This is a genomic window from Paraburkholderia sp., from assembly GCF_036488795.1.
In the GTDB taxonomy this organism is placed as follows: Bacteria; Pseudomonadota; Gammaproteobacteria; order Burkholderiales; family Burkholderiaceae; genus Paraburkholderia.
The window spans coordinates 17,735-34,412 of record NZ_DASXHA010000168.1; the positions used below are offsets into that span (position 1 = coordinate 17,735).

General features: G+C 63.1%; 9 protein-coding genes. 1 reads left to right on the forward strand and 8 read right to left on the reverse strand.

The genetic code is table 11. From position 1 onward, the window contains the following. Positions 1 to 62: 62 nt before the first annotated feature. The 5 genes from VGH41_RS24170 to hemE all read right to left on the reverse strand — a co-directional run bounded on the left by VGH41_RS24170 (position 63) and on the right by hemE (position 11,484). Positions 63 to 1,211, reverse strand: a complete 1,149-nt coding sequence (locus VGH41_RS24170; protein ID WP_331600184.1) for a branched-chain amino acid ABC transporter substrate-binding protein — start codon at positions 1,209 to 1,211, stop codon at positions 63 to 65. A gap of 101 nt (positions 1,212 to 1,312) precedes the next feature. Then, positions 1,313 to 5,242, reverse strand: coding sequence for a trifunctional transcriptional regulator/proline dehydrogenase/L-glutamate gamma-semialdehyde dehydrogenase (gene putA / locus VGH41_RS24175; RefSeq protein WP_331600185.1), 3,930 nt, complete (start codon positions 5,240 to 5,242; stop codon positions 1,313 to 1,315). Positions 5,243 to 6,036: 794 nt separating this feature from the next. Beyond that, the gene (locus VGH41_RS24180; RefSeq protein WP_331600186.1) at positions 6,037 to 7,476 is read right to left on the reverse strand and encodes a YeiH family protein; all 1,440 of its coding nucleotides are present in this window, start codon (positions 7,474 to 7,476) and stop codon (positions 6,037 to 6,039) included. A gap of 179 nt (positions 7,477 to 7,655) precedes the next feature. Then, complete coding sequence (locus VGH41_RS24185; protein ID WP_331600187.1) at positions 7,656 to 9,914, reverse strand: primosomal protein N'; 2,259 nt, start codon at positions 9,912 to 9,914, stop codon at positions 7,656 to 7,658. Between the two features lie 463 nt (positions 9,915 to 10,377). Continuing rightward, positions 10,378 to 11,484, reverse strand: a complete 1,107-nt coding sequence (gene hemE / locus VGH41_RS24190) for a uroporphyrinogen decarboxylase (RefSeq protein WP_331600188.1) — start codon at positions 11,482 to 11,484, stop codon at positions 10,378 to 10,380. 181 nt (positions 11,485 to 11,665) lie between these two features. Between hemE and VGH41_RS24195 the strand changes: the two genes are divergently transcribed. Then, positions 11,666 to 12,466 carry a transporter substrate-binding domain-containing protein gene (locus VGH41_RS24195; RefSeq protein ID WP_331600189.1) on the forward strand — a complete coding sequence of 267 codons (801 nt, stop codon included), beginning with the start codon at positions 11,666 to 11,668 and terminating at the stop codon, positions 12,464 to 12,466. A gap of 798 nt (positions 12,467 to 13,264) precedes the next feature. On the opposite strand, the gene VGH41_RS24200 is transcribed toward VGH41_RS24195, so the two are convergent. The 3 genes from VGH41_RS24200 to atpD all read right to left on the reverse strand — a co-directional run. Then, the gene (locus tag VGH41_RS24200) at positions 13,265 to 14,995 is read right to left on the reverse strand and encodes an AMP-binding protein (RefSeq protein ID WP_331600190.1); all 1,731 of its coding nucleotides are present in this window, start codon (positions 14,993 to 14,995) and stop codon (positions 13,265 to 13,267) included. A gap of 208 nt (positions 14,996 to 15,203) precedes the next feature. After that, positions 15,204 to 15,629 (reverse strand): F0F1 ATP synthase subunit epsilon, encoded by a 426-nt coding sequence (locus VGH41_RS24205; RefSeq protein WP_012434800.1) that lies wholly within the window; start codon positions 15,627 to 15,629, stop codon positions 15,204 to 15,206. A 181-nt stretch (positions 15,630 to 15,810) separates the two neighbouring features. Then, on the reverse strand, positions 15,811 to 16,678 hold an 868-nt coding region (atpD, locus tag VGH41_RS24210; protein ID WP_331600191.1), incomplete at its 5' end, for a F0F1 ATP synthase subunit beta.

Sequence of the window (16,678 nt, forward strand, 5' to 3'; positions counted from 1 at the left end):
CTCGCGGGGCGAACACATCAAAAAAACTACCAGCGACAAATTAAGCGCCGCAGGCAAAAAACTTACTTGCCACCAACGCTCTGAAGCGTGGTCCACTTCCCATCAACAACCTTGTAGAGCGTGATCCCACCATTCTTGAGATCGCCGCGCGCATCATACTCAAGATGAGTCGTCGTCACAGCTGCGATATCCGTCTTGGCGAGGAACGGCAAATACTTGGCCGGATCGGTGGAATTGGCTTTCTTCATGGCATCGAACATGGCCATTGCGCCGTCATACGCATACGGCGAATACGTCTGCACATCTTCGTTGAAGCGCTTCTTGTACTTGGCGACATAATCAGCGCCACCAGGCATCTGCTCCAGCGGCAGACCAGCCAGCGAGGCCACCGTACCATTCGCCGCGTCACCAGCCAGCTGCAGGAACGTAGGCGTATGCACCATCTCGCCACCCATCAGCGGTGCCTTGATGCCGAGTGCCTTCATCTGCTTGACCATCGGTGCAGCCTGCGAATCCGCGCCACCGTAATAGATCAGGTCCGGGTTGACCGACTTCAGCTTGGTCAGAATCGACTTGAAGTCGACAGCCTTGTCGTTGGTGAACTCGCGGTCGACGATCGTGCCGCCCGATGCCTTCGCCGCCTTCTCGAACTGGTCGGCCAGACCCTGGCCGTATGCGGTGCGGTCGTCGACGATCGCAATCTTCTTCACGCCCAGGTTCTTCACCGCGAAGGTGCCCGCGACCGACCCTTGCTGCGTATCGGACGTCATCATCCGGAAGGTGGTCTTGAAGCCTTGTTGCGTGTACTCAGGCGCCGTCGCCATGGCGATTTCGGGGATGCCCGCGTTCGCGTAGATGCGCGAAGCCGGAATCGTCGTGCCCGAATTGAAGTGGCCGAGCATGCCCTTGATGCCGTCGTCCACCAGCTTCTGCGCGACGGTCGTGCCGGTGCGGGGGTCAGCCTGGTCGTCGGCCGAGTCCAGCACGAAGTGCACCGGCTTGCCGCCAATCACCGGCTTCGTTGCATTCATTTCTTCCACAGCCAGCGTGATGCCGTTCTGGAAATCCTTGCCATAGTGCGCCTGCGCGCCCGTCATCGGGCCGGCAAAGCCGACCTTCACATCTTCAGCCGTCTGTGCATGCACCGTCCCCGCCACCGACATGGCTGCAACAAGCGCGGCGCCTGCCAGCTGTTTCATCTTGTATTGCATAGCTTCTCCTTGGTACCAGGTGTGGATGGAGCGGTGATTCGGGGTCGCCGTACCGCTTCCGTTCTATTGAATCGACCGCTAAAGGTTCGCTAAAGATTCGCTCAACCGATCGTCATCAAATTCGCATTGCCGCCCGCTGCCGCCGTGTTCACGCTGACCGAACGTTCCGTCAACAGTCGTTCGAGCGCGTAGTCCTCGTCGCCGCTTTCCAGCGCCCGTGCCGCGACGCCCTGCACCGAGACGATCGGCCCTGGGCGCTTCGCCACTTCCTTCACGAGCGCGAGCAGTTCGTCGCTATCGCCTTCGAACAGCACCGCGTCGAACGGCGTATCCGCGCTCTTCTTCACGCTCGCAAACGGCTTGAGCGAAGCAGGCAGTTGCGACACCAGCTGTTCGCCGGCTGCGCCTTCGAACAGCGCGCGATTGCCGGTGGCCAGCGCCGCTGCCAGCTGCACGCGGGCACCGCTCGCCGTCGCGGCCACGCACAGCACCGTGCCGCGTGCGCCGAGCGTGTAGGTGTTGCGCTCGCCAGTCGGTCCCGGCAGTACGGCCGTGGCACCCGCCAGCCCTTGCGACAGATAGCCGTCGCAACGTGCCGCCAGCGCCGGCTGGCGTTCGCTGATCAGCCAGTCGCGCAGCGTCGTCAGCGCCGAGGACGGATTGTCGCTGTTTTCGGCCGCCTGCGGGGCATCGGCGACTAGCGCCTGCGCGAGGCTCTTCGGCAGACCCGCCGGGCGCGTCGCCAGCAGACGCTGCAGATACAGCGCGCCGCCAGCCTTCGGACCCGTGCCCGACAAGCCTTCGCCGCCGAACGGCTGGACGCCCACCACAGCGCCCACCACGTTCCGGTTCACGTAGATGTTGCCCACGTGCGCGCGGCTGATCACATGCGCAATCGTCTCGTCGATCCGCGTGTGGATGCCGAGGGTGAGGCCATAGCCGGTTGCGCGGATCTGCTCGAGCAGCTTGTCGAGCGCGCTGCGGCGATACCGCACCACATGCAGCACCGGGCCGAACACTTCGCGCTTCAACTCGTCGATGCTGTCGAGTTCGATCAGCGTCGGCGGCACGAAGGTGCCTTGTGCGCAGCCTTCCGGCATCGGCAGTTGCTCGACCTTGCGGCCCTTTTCGCGCATTGCCGCGACGTGTGCGTCGATACCGCGCTTCGCGTCGAGGTCGATCACCGGACCCACGTCGACGGAAAGGCGATCCGGATTGCCCACCGCCAGCTCGCGCATCGCGCCCGTCAGCATTTCAAGCGTGCGGTCCGCCACGTCGTCCTGCAAACAAAGAACGCGCAAGGCGGAACAGCGTTGACCGGCGGAGTCGAACGCCGAGTTCAGGACGTCCGCTACGACCTGCTCGGCGAGTGCCGACGAATCGACGATCATCGCGTTCTGGCCGCCGGTTTCGGCGATCAGCGGAATCGGCTTGCCATCCGCATCGAGTCGGCCGGCGAGCGTCTTGTTGATCAGGCGCGCGACTTCCGTCGAGCCGGTGAACATCACCGCCCGCGTACGGGCGTCGGCCACCAGCGCCGCGCCCACCGTCTCGCCGTCACCCGGCAGCAATTGCACCGCACCCGCCGGCACGCCCGCTTCACGCAGGATGCGCACCGCTTGTGCGGCGATCAGCGGAGTCTGTTCGGCCGGCTTGGCCAGCACGGTGTTGCCGGCGGCGAGCGCGGCGGCCACCTGACCCATGAAAATCGCCAGCGGGAAGTTCCACGGGCTGATACAAACGACCGGACCCAACGGGCGATGTGTATCGTTCGAGAACTCGGTGCGGATCTGCGCCGAGTAGTAGCGCAGGAAATCGATTGCTTCGCGGATTTCCGACACCGCGTTCGGCAGCGACTTGCCCGCTTCGCGGACCACCAGACCCATCAGCGTGTGCATCTGCGCTTCGAGCAGATCGGCGGCACGCGCGAGGCAATCGGCTCGCGCTTCCACCGGCGTGGCTTGCCAGATTGGCGCAGCCGCGACGGCATGCGCGAGCGCGGCGCTCACATGCTCCGAAGTCGCTTCGACCACTGTCCCCACGAGGTCGCGATGATCGGCCGGGTTGCGTACATCACGTGCCTGGCCCACGGCGATTTCGTTGTCTTCGAGCATTGGCGCTGCGCGCCACGCGTGATGCGCGCTCGCCAGCAGCGCCGACGACAGCGACGCCAGTCGATGCTCGTTCGACAGATCCAGCCCCATCGAATTGACGCGCTCCGCGCCATACAGGTTGCGCGGCAGCGGAATCTTCGCGTGCGGCGCGCCGAGCGGCACGATCTTCGACGCTTCTTCGCCCGGGTCGGCGACCAGATCCTTGATCGCCACGTTTTCGTCGGCAATGCGGTTCACGAACGACGTGTTCGCGCCGTTTTCCAGCAGACGCCGCACCAGATACGCGAGCAGCGTTTCGTGCGTGCCGACCGGCGCATACACGCGGCACGGCCGGTTCAGCTTGTCGCGGCCGGTCACTTCCTCATAGAGCGGCTCACCCATGCCGTGCAGGCACTGGAACTCATACTGACCGGGGTAGTAATTGCCGCCCGCCAGGTGATAGATCGCCGAGAGCGTATGCGCGTTGTGCGTGGCGAACTGCGGGTAGACGGCATCCGGCGCGCCGAGCAGCTTCTTCGCGCAGGCGAGGTACGAGACGTCCGTGTAGATCTTGCGCGTGTAGACCGGATAGCCTTCGAGGCCGTCCACTTGAGCACGCTTGATTTCCGTGTCCCAGTACGCGCCCTTCACGAGGCGCACCATGATGCGGTGACGGCTGCGGCGCGCCAGATCGATGATGTAGTCGATCACGAACGGGCAGCGCTTCTGATACGCCTGCACCACGAAACCAATGCCATTCCAGCCAGCCAGTTCCGGATCGAAACACAGCGCTTCGAGCAGATCCAGCGAGATTTCGAGGCGATCGGCTTCTTCCGCGTCGATATTCAGGCCAATGTCGTAACGGCGCGCGAGGATCGCGAGCGAACGCACGCGCGGCAGCAGCTCGCTCATCGTGCGTTCCTGCTGCGAACGCGAGTAGCGCGCGTGCAGCGCCGACAGCTTGATCGAGATACCCGGACCTTCGTAGATGCCGCGCCCGCCAGCCGCCTTGCCAATGGCGTGGATGGCCTGCTCGTACGACGCGTAGTAGCGCTGCGCGTCGGCTTCGGTGGTGGCCGCTTCGCCGAGCATGTCGTACGAGTAGCGGAAACCCCGCGCTTCGAACTTGCGGCTATTGGCCAGCGCTTCGGAGATGTTCTCGCCGGTGACGAACTGCTCGCCCATCAGGCGCATCGCCATGTCGACGCCCTTGCGGATCAACGGCTCGCCGCCCTTGCCGATCAGGCGCGTGAGCGCCGACGACAGACCCGTTTCGCTATTGGTGGTCACCAGCTTGCCGGTGATCATCAAGCCCCATGTTGCAGCGTTGACGAACAGCGACGGCGCCTGGCCGACGTGCGATTTCCAGTCACCCTTGCTGATCTTGTCGCGGATCAGCGCGTCGCGCGTGGCGCGATCGGGAATGCGCAACAACGCCTCGGCGAGACACATCAATGCCACGCCTTCCTGGCTCGACAGCGAAAACTCGTGGATCAGGCCTTCGACGCCGCCACCCTTGCTCTTGCCGCGCAGCGTTTCGACGAGTTTGCCCGCGAGAGCCTGCACGTCGTTCGCCAGGTTGGCCGGCAGGCGCGCCTGGCCCAGCAGGAAAGGCACGCACTCCGGTTCGGGACGGCGGTACGCAGCGGTGATCGCCGCGCGCAGCACCGATTGCGGTTGCACGTTCTGCGCGAAATCGAGGAACGGGTGCGACGCGCCATCCTCCTCCTGCTCGACGGAGGTCCCGTCGGCGAGATCGGCCACGCCTCGCACGCCCGACAGTTCAGCGGGAAGCTGGCCGTGCTCGATTCTTTCGAGGTACGCGAAAATCGCCTGCTTGATCAGCCAGTGCGGAGTGCGTTCGAGACGGGTGGCGGCATCTTTCAGCCGGGAACGCAGGAGGTCGTCGACCTTGACGCCGAGGGTGGTGCTAGCCATGTTTCCTTCTTCAGATGCCAGCCTGCCCTGCGCCGGCCAAAGACTATAAGTTGGCCGAATCGTACGCCTCCCAATAAAAAGGTGCAACCACTCAAAAGCATCGGTTGCACCATAGCAAAACCCCCGTGCCGCCTGGCTTTGCGGCGAACCGCCATGGGCCGGGCGTCGCCCATCCGGCCTCAGTACTTTCCCTGGATAATTTCTTTTTTGACAACCCTTATCGAATCGCGCGGCGCGCCGTTATATAGGTACACGGATGCGCAAAAGCGCACGATACGGGGCTGACGGGGTGGTCGAAATGGAAAAGTGGCTGGTAGTGGCAGGAATCTGGACGATGTGCGCAACCTGCGCGGTCTTGTTTATCCGCGGCGCGACGCGCTCGGTGCCACGGGAAGCGCGCTCGGAGCAGCTTGTGCACGACGACGCTCGCGGCATCGTCCGCGAATAAGGACCGGCCCGGGTGCAAACCGGGCTCGACGAAGTTTGAACGGGGTTTGCCGGGCCAATGCGCCGGCGGACGAGTTGCGCCCGGCGCGCGGCATGCCGCGGCTCAAGACGCGCGCGTCACGACAGCGGCACGAACCGGTTGCAGCTGTCGCCCGGCGAAACCAGCTGGTCGTGCAGACGGCACAGGCGGCTTGTCGCCACGCTCGCCCCAAAGCCTGAACTGAATACAGCGAGGCCTGGAATGCTCTGCTCCAGCGAAAGTCGATCGTCCGCCCGGTACCGGCAGCCGGCGCAACTGGGCCGGCACGCACGCGGCACCGTGCCTTCGGCGCGCCCGGGTGCGCCTGTCACGATCCCTGTCCCAAGCTATTCCAATACGATGCGAACACGTGCGCGGACAGCGCGTAGCCGATGGCGATATTGACCACCACACCGGCCGTGAACGCGAGGAACGGCTTCAGACCCGTGGCGCTCAGCAGGCGCAACCGCGTGGTCAGCCCAATGCTCAGGAAGCAGAACGTGAACGCCCAGGTACGCAGCGCGGTGATCGGCGCGACGAACTCCGGCGTCACTACCTTGCGGTAATCGGCGAGCGAGTAGTGGCTTGCGATCCACGTCACGAGTGCGGACGCAATCACGAAGCCGATCACGAACTTCGGAAAGCGCGCCCAGATTTCACCCGCGTTGGCTTTCGCCTGGACGCCGTTGTCCTCGCTTTCCCAGCGCGTGGTGGCGACGATCGCCAGCACGAACGCCCAGATGCCGATCCAGATATCGCGGCCCACCACCTTCATCAGCGTGAACGCCTGCAAGGACGCTTCAGGCGCACCGGCAATGGCGCCGCCTGCATGCCTCGCGAAATCGCCATAGGCCTGTGCCGCGGCAATGCCGGCGGCGTCCGCGAATTCGGACGTGCCGATCCACGCACCCGCTACAGCCGTCGACAGTCCCAGCGAGCGTGACACGAAAGGCAGGACGAAGATCATCACGATCGCCCACAAGACCACCAGCGTGATCGCCACCGAAGCCTGCTCGCGCTTCGCGCGCACGGCGCCGGCAATCGCAATGGCGGCCGACACGCCGCACACCGCCCCGCCCACGCCCAGCACCGCGGCAAAGCGGCGCTCCAGGCCGAAGGCCTTACCCACAAAGAAGATCACGAAGAACGTCAGCAGCGACACGATGCTCGCCTGACCGACGGCCACCGGTCCGGCCCACACCAGAAGCGTGAACGGCAGCGTGGCGCCCAGCAGCACGATGCCCACCTTGATGTAGAACTCGACGCGCAATCCGGCGGAGAACCACTCCGGCAGACGAAACACGTTCGAGACCACCAGTCCCAGCGCGAGTGCGACCAGCGGGGGTTCGAGGTTGTACTTCGACGCGCTGACCCACGCGCCGAGCGTGAAGATCAGCGCGGAAGCGATAAACAGAATCAGGAACGAAGGCAGAAAATGTGCGAGCCGCTGCTTCAGTGCCGCAAGGCTCACGCCGAACAGCACTGCAAATACGACGAAGAGCGCTACGTAGTTCGGCAGATGCCTGACGATATCTGCGCCAGCGGCGCCGGGGCTCGACCATTTCGCCGGCGCGACCGCGAGCCACTTGATACTGCTGCCGGACGCAAACAGCGCCCACGCAACGACGATCACCAGCAGGCCGATCCATACGGCCCACCAGTCTTCGGTGGCGAACAGTCCGCCGCCGCGTTTGGCGGCGGCGCCGCGCTCGGAGCCGGGTTTTGCCGGTGCTGCGCCCGCCGGCAGGCTGTGATTGGTATCGCTCATCGCAAAGCCCCGCAAGTTGAAGTGCGTCGGCGCGAAAAGGTTGGGATTGTTGTTAAAACTGCGCCGATTCGGCGAAATATAGTCGAGCGAGGGTCAGAAACGAAACGACCTTTCGCTCTATGAATATGACTGAAAGGGATTTGCACGGCTTCCGCGCTGCAGGCGGGCGTCGAGCGCGCTCAGATGTCGAGCGGATCGACTTCGAGATTCCAGCGCAGCACGCCCTTCAAGGTCCGCAGGATGGGTTGCCAGTTGCGCAGCGTCGCTTGTAGCGCGGCGCGCGACGCGCTTTCGATCAGCAGCTGTGCGCGATGCACATGCATCACCTTGACGATGGTAAGCGGCACGGCGTCATAGACCGTCACGCGTTCGGCGCAAGCCATGCCCGTCAGCGCGGCGGCGGCTTGCTGCAGGAAGGCGAGCGCCGCTTCGAGCGTGCGGCCTTCGGCGCGCAGCAGCGCCTGATAGACGAAGGGCGGCAAATGGGCGTCGCGGCGTTCGGCCAGGGTCGAACCGGCAAAGCCGACGTAATCGTGCCGCGCCAGGGCGTGATACAGCGCGTGACGCGGATAACGGGTCTGCACCAGCACTTCGCCGGGTAAGCCGGCGCGGCCCGCGCGCCCGCTTACCTGCATCAACTGCGCGAACAGCCGCTCGCCGGCGCGGAAGTCATGCGAGAACAACGCGGTGTCGGCATTGAGCACGCCCACCAGCGAGACGCGCTGAAAGTCGTGCCCCTTCGCGATCATCTGCGTGCCGACCAGAATGTCGACGTCGCCCGCGTGCACGTCCGAAAAGAGCGCCTGCGCGCTGCCCTTGCGGCGCGTGCTGTCCGCGTCGATGCGCAGCACGCGCGCGCCCGGCACCGCGCTCGCCAGCGTTTCTTCGACGCGCTGCGTGCCGCGTCCGAGCGGCGCGATATCCACGTTGCCGCAGTCCGGACACGAGCGCGGAATGCGCGCTTCCCAGCCGCAGTGATGGCAGCGCAGCGCACGTTCCGGCTTGTGCAGTACGACATAGGCGCTGCAGCGCGGACAACCGGCCACCCAGCCGCACGCGTCGCAGGCGAGTTGCGGCGCGTAGCCGCGGCGGTTGAGGAACACCAGGCTTTGCTCGCCGCGCTCGAGGCGCGTCTTCAACGCCGCGATCAGGGGTCCCGAGAGACCCTCCACCGAAGCGCGTCCGCGACGCCGCTCTTCCTCCAGATCGACCAGCTTGACGGTGGGCAACACCGCCTCGGCCACCGCTCGCCGCGACAGCGTGAGCCGCGTGTAGCGCCCTTGATCCGCCTGCCACCAGCTTTCCAGCGACGGCGTGGCAGAGCCGAGCACGACCGGCAAACCAAGCTGTTTGGCCCGCCAGATGGCCAGATCGCGCGCGGAATAGCGCAGCCCTTCCTGCTGCTTGTAAGCCGGATCGTGTTCCTCGTCGACCACGATGATGGCCAGCTTCGGCAACGACGCCAGTACCGCCAGCCGCGTGCCCAGCACGATCCGCGCATGTCCCGTGTGGGCGGCGAACCAGTTGCGCGCGCGTTCGCCCTCGGCAAGTCCGCTGTGCAGCGTGACGATCGAGGTGCCGTCAAGCGCCGCGAAACGCGCGCGGAACGCTGCCTCGAATTGCGGCGTGAGATTGATTTCGGGGACGAGCACAAGCGCCTGCGCATCGGGACGCGCCGAGAGGATTTCGGCAAGTGCACGCAAATAGACTTCAGTCTTGCCGCTTCCAGTTACACCGTGCAGGAGAAACGGCGCGAAGCCCTCGGCGTCGCGGATCGCCTCGACGGCGGCGGCTTGCTCGTCGGTCAGAACGGGCAGTGCCGTGGCCGCTGCGGAGTGCGCCGCGAACTCCGGAGGCGCCGGGGCGAGGAGCGCCGCGGCTTCGGTCACCTCCAGTTGAACCCAGCCTTCGGCTTGCCAGGCATCGAGCGTGGCAACCGCTTTCGGATGAAATACGCGGGCGTCTGCCGCCAGCAAGGATTCCGCCTCTTTGAGCGCCTCGGCGAGGCGCCTTAGTGCACTTGCGCGTGCAGGCAATGCATCCGGCAATGCGTCCCGGCCCGCCGGCAGCAAGCGGTAACGCTCTTGCGGCGCCAACAGGCGCGCCCAGCGCGACGCGTCGCGCAACGCCTGAGGCAAAGCGGGCAAAGCGACTTCGCCCAGTCCGCGCTGGTAGTAGTCCGCGGCAAAAGCAGCCAGCGCCAGCCACTGCGCCGACAGCGGCGGACACGCGTGACAAATGCCATCCGCGCTACGCAGGCGGTCGGCCGGCACGTCACTGTGAGCAGTCACTTCGCAGACGAGCCCCACCACCTGACGCTTGCCGAACGGCACGCTGACGAGCGCGCCGGGCCCAGGCGGCTCGGCTGCGTCGCAGCGATAGTCGAACAAGGTCGGCAGCGGATGATCCAGTGCGACGCGGAGGAATACGTGGCTCACGTAAGATTCGGGCGGATTTTTCCAGGGCTCAATAAAGTGCAACAGACGCTGACGCGGTGCGCCGTGAGCAGACGGTGAACGCGGCGAAGTTAAAGTAAAACTTCACTTTCCGCGCTAAGTTTTGGATTCGACTGAACAATTAGTATTCGTCCGCATGCCTGTGGATAACTTTGTTGAGAACTCCGCCTGGAAGGCCGGAAAACCGCGCCGCCATTGCGTTATGTGGGATTTGCCACATTTCTCGCCGGATCCGCGAAACCCTTGCCAGTCAAGGACTTGATCAAATGTGCACACAACTTGCAAGCGCAATGCTGCGACGAAAGCCTCTACCGCGCCGCAGCGTGAGTAATGTGCATAAGTCAAGTCTTGACAACTGCCGAAGTGCCATGTGGCGGTCACATGACGCGTATTTTTCCCTTAGCCCGAGAGCCCACTTCGCCGCATTGCAACAAAAATGTCACGCTTATGGCGTCGTTCTGCCTGCTGCGGCAGAACGAATGGCGCGGCTATGGCGATGTACTTCGTCGACCAGCTCAGCGACGTTTTCCGGCGGCGTGAACTGCGAGATACCGTGCCCGAGATTGAAGACATGCCCCGGATGATTGCCGAAGCTGTCCAGCACCGCCCGCGCCTCCATGCGGATAGCGGACGGGGGGGCGAACAGCACGGAGGGATCGATATTGCCTTGCAGGGCCACCCGGCCCCCCACCCGTTCACGCGCCCGGGCCAGGTTCACAGTCCAATCGAGGCCCACTGCGTCGACGCCGGTCGCCGCGATCTCGTCGAGCCATAGACCGCCGCCCTTGGTGAAGGTGATGACCGGGACCTTTTCGCCGTCGTGATCGCGCTTGAGCAGGTTCACGACCTGCTGGATGTAATGCAGCGAAAAGCGCTGGTAGATGCCGTCGGCCAACGCGCCACCCCAGGTATCGAAGATCATCACGGCCTGCGCGCCGGCTTCGATCTGGGCGTTCAGATAGGCCGCGACGGACTGTGCGTTGACCTCGAGGATGCGGTGCATGAGGTCCGGGCGCGCATAGAGCATGGACTTCACGGTGCGGAAGTCGTCCGAGCCGCCGCCTTCGACCATGTAGCAGGCGAGCGTCCACGGACTGCCCGAAAAACCGATCAGCGGCACGCGCTGCCGACCTTGCGCGTCAACCAGCGCCTTGCGGATTTCGCTGACCGCGTCGGTCACATAGCGCAGCGTGGCGTCGATATCCGGCACCGCGAGCCGCGCGACGTCAGCTTCGGTGCGCACCGGCCGGGCAAACTTCGGCCCTTCGCCGGCAACGAATTCCAGTCCGAGGCCCATGGCGTCGGGCACCGTCAGGATGTCGGAAAAGAGGATGGCCGCGTCGAGCGGATAGCGCTCGAGGGGTTGCAGCGTCACTTCCGTCGCATAGGCCGGACTCTTCGCGAGACCCAGGAAACTCCCCGCGCGGCTGCGCGTGGCGTTGTATTCCGGCAGGTAGCGGCCGGCCTGACGCATCAGCCAGATCGGCGTGTAGTCGGTGGGCTGGCGCAGCAGGGCGCGCAGGAAGGTATCGTTGAGAAGGTTATGGGCCACGGTGCATGCGACTGAAAAAGCAAAGGACCATTTTACCGGACAGCGCTTGCCTCAACTTGCCTGATCCGGCCAATAAGTGTCGGGAGCGACCCGCTGCCTCTGCCATTTGGCAAATGTTCACGGCCAGGGCACCCCGTTATGATCAATGATCTGATCAAACCACGGCATTTAAGGAGCGTCGATGAGCAAGGCAGCCTATGTGTTTCTGGCCGGTCTGTTGACCGCATGTGTGAGCGCCGCGGCGGGGGCCGCACACGCGCAGACTGCGCCCGCGGCGGGAACCTCGCGGCTCGACGAGGTGCTCGCGCGCGGGACGCTGCGCGCCTGCACCACGGGCGACTACAAGCCGTATTCCTTCTATAAGACGGACGGCCAGTTCGAAGGCATCGACATCGACATGACCGAATCGCTGGCGAAATCGCTGGGCGTGAAGGTCGAATATGTGAAGACCTCCTGGTCGAATCTGCTGAACGACTTCGTGGCGAAATGCGACATCGGCGTGGGCGGCGTGTCGCCTACCCTCGAACGGCAAAAGCGTGCGTTCTTCACCCAGGCGTACGTGATCGACGGCAAAACGCCGATCGTCCGCTGCGACGACGTCAGCAAATACCAGACGGTCGAACAGATCGACCAACCGGCCACTCGGGTGATCGTCAATCCGGGCGGCACGAACGAACGTTTCGCGAAGCAGTACTTTTCGCATGCAAACCTGACCGTTTATCCAGACAACGTGACCATCTTCAAGCAGATCCTGGCCGGTAAGGCGGACGTGATGGTCACCGACGCTTCCGAGACCCTTCTGCAGCAAAAACTCAATCCCGGCCTATGTTCGGTTCATCCGGACAAGCCGTTCCAATACGGTGAGAAGGCGTGGCTACTTCCGCGAGGCGACGTGGTATTCCAGCAGTACGTCGACCAATGGCTGCACCTGGCGCGGGCGACCGGCGAGTATCAGGCAATCTCCGATAAATGGTTAAAGTGAACGCTCAGACAACGCGGATTGAGCTGCAGCAGCACAATCGTGTAACGGAACGCCTTGATGTAAGCCGATAGGAGGGACGAGGAAGCACGCGGCCGCGCTTCCAAACGGCTAACAGAGTGCTCCGAGGCGGGTTACGGCGAGACCAGCATTCTGTATACCTGAAGCGAAGACGGGTAGTTTGATCGCGCCGTCCTACCTGCTCAAAGGCCGATGCCACAGGAATGACGGTTTGGGAGGCTACGTTTATGCTCCACGCCTGGCGTTGTGGTGACCCACCGTGCATCGCTAAACGCATCAAGCACAGTCACTTAACGGTCACCTTACACATCGGTAATAAGTACGTTTAAATCGCCCCAAAAAGGCAATAAATCCCGCAGAGCCTTATCTGGCGGGCGTTACAACCTGAAACACTTTGTTACCGCGCTTCCAGGGTTATTCGCCCACAATGCCCTCAACGGTTTCAACACGGATGTGGCTGGGTGCGTGGTGTGAGCGGATACGATGCACTTGCCGGTCGGCTCTAGCCGAAGCCCTGTAAAGGGGCATCCCTGCTGGAACCGTGATTGACGCATAAGGCGTTTTCACGGCGGTTCCTCCAATGGTCTCCTCGCGCTAACCCCGTAGCGTGTGGTTTTTAGCGGGCTCCAGGCCCGCTTTTTTTTTCCTTAGCCAAACGTTTGCGCGTTGCCCGGCTGTGCTGTAGCCGGTCCTCCCCAGATGCTTTGCTATCCCCAGCAGATCACGGCGGCGCCTCGCGACTTCTCGCGCGGCGCCGTTGGCGCATCCTGCGCCGGCGCTTCAGGCCGTCTTGTTTTCGTTCAACTGCAACTCCCGGATCATCCGTTCGCGCATCACGAACTTCTGCACCTTTCCCGTGACGGTCATGGGCAGTTCGTCGACAAAGCGGATGTACTTCGGAACCTTGTAGTGAGCAATCTGGCCGCGGCAAAATTCCTGCACCTCTTCGGCTGAAGCCTGCTCACCGGCGCGCAGCACGATCCAGGCGCAAACCTCCTCGCCATATTTCGCGTCCGGCACGCCGAACACCTGCACGCTCTGAATTTTTGGATGGCGGAACAGAAACTCTTCGATTTCGCGCGGATAGATGTTCTCGCCGCCACGAATCAGCATGTCCTTGAGGCGGCCGACAATGTTGCAGTAGCCATCGGTGTCGAGGGTCGCGAGATCGCCGGTTTGCATCCAGCCATCGACGATGCTCTCGCGCGTTTTGGCCTCATCGCCCCAGTAGCCTTGCATCACCGAGTAGCCTCGGGTGCACAACTCGCCCGTCGCGCCGACTGGCACGATGTTGCCGAGCGGATCGACGATTTTCACCTCCAGATGCGGCTGGATGCGGCCCACTGTCGACGTGCGTTTATCGAGCGGATCGGTCGTCGAACTCTGGAACGACACCGGACTCGTTTCGGTCATGCCGTAGGCAATCGTGATCTCGGCCAGATGCATCCTGGACACGACCTTCTTCATTGTCTCGATGGGACACGGCGAACCGGCCATGATGCCGGTACGCAAACGCGTAAGGTCGAAGCGCGCAAAGTCGGGATGGTCGAGCTCGGCGATAAACATCGTCGGAACGCCGTGTAGCGCCGTGCACTTCTCGTCGGCGACGGCGGCAAGCGTCGCGACGGGGTCGAATGCCTCGCCGGGGAACACCATATTGGCGCCGACCGATACGCACGCGAGTACCGCCAGTACCATTCCAAAGCAGTGATACAGCGGCACCGGGATGCAGAGACCGTCCTGTTCGGAGAGCCGCATCGCCATCGCGATAAAGCGCGCGTTGTTGACGACGTTGCGATGTGTGAGCGTCGCGCCCTTCGGGCTGCCGGTGGTGCCGCTGGTGAATTGAATGTTGATCGGATCGTTCGGGCTCAGGGTATCGGCGATCACGTCCAGCGCGGCCGTGTCGAGCGTCGCCCGGCCTCGTTCGATCACGTCCGAGAAGCTCAACATGCCCGGCGTCTCGGTATCGCACATACGAATCACGATGCGCAAATCCGGCAAACGTGCCGCGCGCAGATCACCCGGAGCATGCGTGGCGAGTTCCGGCGCGAGCGCTTGCAGCATCTGCAGATACATCGACGACTTAAAACGTTCCGCCGCGACGATGGCCTTGCAGCCCACCTTGTTCAAGGCGTACTCGAGTTCGGCCAGCCTGTATGCCGGGTTGATGTTGACGAGGACGGCACCGATCCGCGCGGTGGCAAATTGGGTGAGCAACCACTCGACGCGATTCGGCGACCAGATACCCACCCGATCCCCTCTGACGATACCGAGTGCGGCCAGCCCCGCGGCGAATATGTCGACTTCTTGCGCGAACTCCTGCCATGTCCAGCGAATACCCTGCTCCCGGAACACGACGGCAGGTCGCCCGGGAAAGCGCTGCGCAGTGTCGCGCAGGAATTGACCGAGCGTCGCATCACTCAACGGAATATCGACCGGGCCGCGCACGTACGACACACCGTCCCTCGGTTCGATGAGCGCATCTTCACCTGACGCTGGCGTTGCCATGGTGCTGTCTCCGTGAGCGCGAGGCCGCTATATCGAAATCAATTTGCAAACGATTCTGCCACCACCAAACGATGCGAGGACATCAAGTCTTACCCGCAGCCTCCGCTCGTTTTCGACCGTGGCGTTTTATGCACCTTTCCGTAAACGTCAAACGAGGACGAAAAAAAAGCAGCCGCGAGGGCTGCTTCTTTTTCCGACGCTTGCTCGCTTAGTTCTGACCGCGCAGCTTGCGCAGACGCTGGATTGCAGCGAGCTGAGCCGTCGCATACGCGAGTTCCGCCTGAGCGGTCGCGTATTCGAGGTTCGAGCCCGTGTTCTGCAGCGCCTCTTCGGCGCGCTTGCGTGCGTCTTCGGCTTTGGCTTCGTCGAGGTCCTTGCCGCGGATCGCCGTGTCGGCCAGAACCGTCACAGCACCCGGCTGAATCTCGAGAATACCGCCGGCGACAAACACAAACTCTTCTTCGCCGTTTTCAGCTTCGATGCGTACCGCACCCGGACGAATCCGCGTGATGAGCGGCGTGTGGCCCGGCAGTATGCCCAGTTCACCCGCTTCGCCCGGTAGCGCGACGAATTTCGCCTGGCCCGAGAAGATCTGCTCTTCCGCGCTGACGACGTCTACTTTAATGGTTGCCATATCGACTCCTGTGGCGGCCAGAGTTTGCGCTTTAGCGCTTACTCTGCTCCCCTGCAAAGCTCGACGAGAGTGAACGCTTTGGCACAACTCCCGTCCCATGCACGGCGGGTTGAGGGTGATACATTCGGCGCGATTCTTACGTTGCCGCGAAAACCGCGCCTCGTTTCCAACACTCAAACCGTTACTGGATCTTCTTGGCCTTTTCGAAGGCTTCGTCGATCGTGCCGACCATGTAGAACGCCTGCTCCGGCAGATGATCGCACTCACCGCCCACGATCATCTTGAAGCCGCGGATGGTTTCCTTCAGCGGCACGTACTTACCCGGCGAACCCGTAAACACTTCAGCGACGTGGAACGGCTGCGACAGGAAACGCTGGATCTTACGAGCACGCGCGACGGCGAGCTTGTCTTCCGGCGCCAGTTCGTCCATGCCCAGAATCGCGATAATGTCGCGCAGTTCCTTGTAGCGCTGCAGCGTTTGCTGCACGCCGCGCGTAATCGAGTAGTGCTCTTCGCCAATCACGTTCGGGTCGATCTGACGCGAGGTCGAATCGAGCGGGTCCACTGCCGGATAGATACCCAGCGAAGCGATGTCACGCGACAGCACGACGGTTGCGTCCAGGTGGCCGAAAGTCGTAGCCGGCGACGGGTCGGTCAAGTCATCCGCAGGGACGTACACGGCCTGCACCGACGTGATCGAGCCAGTCTTGGTGGACGTAATCCGCTCTTGCAGCTTGCCCATTTCTTCAGCCAGCGTCGGCTGATAGCCCACTGCCGACGGCATACGGCCGAGCAGTGCCGACACTTCCGTGCCGGCCAGCGTGAAACGGTAGATGTTGTCGACGAAGAACAGCACGTCCAGACCTTCGTCGCGGAAGTGCTCAGCCATCGTGAGACCGGTCAGCGCGACGCGCAGACGGTTGCCCGGCGGCTCGTTCATCTGGCCGTACACCAGCGCGACCTTGTCGAGAACGTTCGAGTCCTTCATTTCATGATAGAAGTCGTTCCCTTCGCGGGTACGCTCGCCAACACCGGCGAACACGGAATAA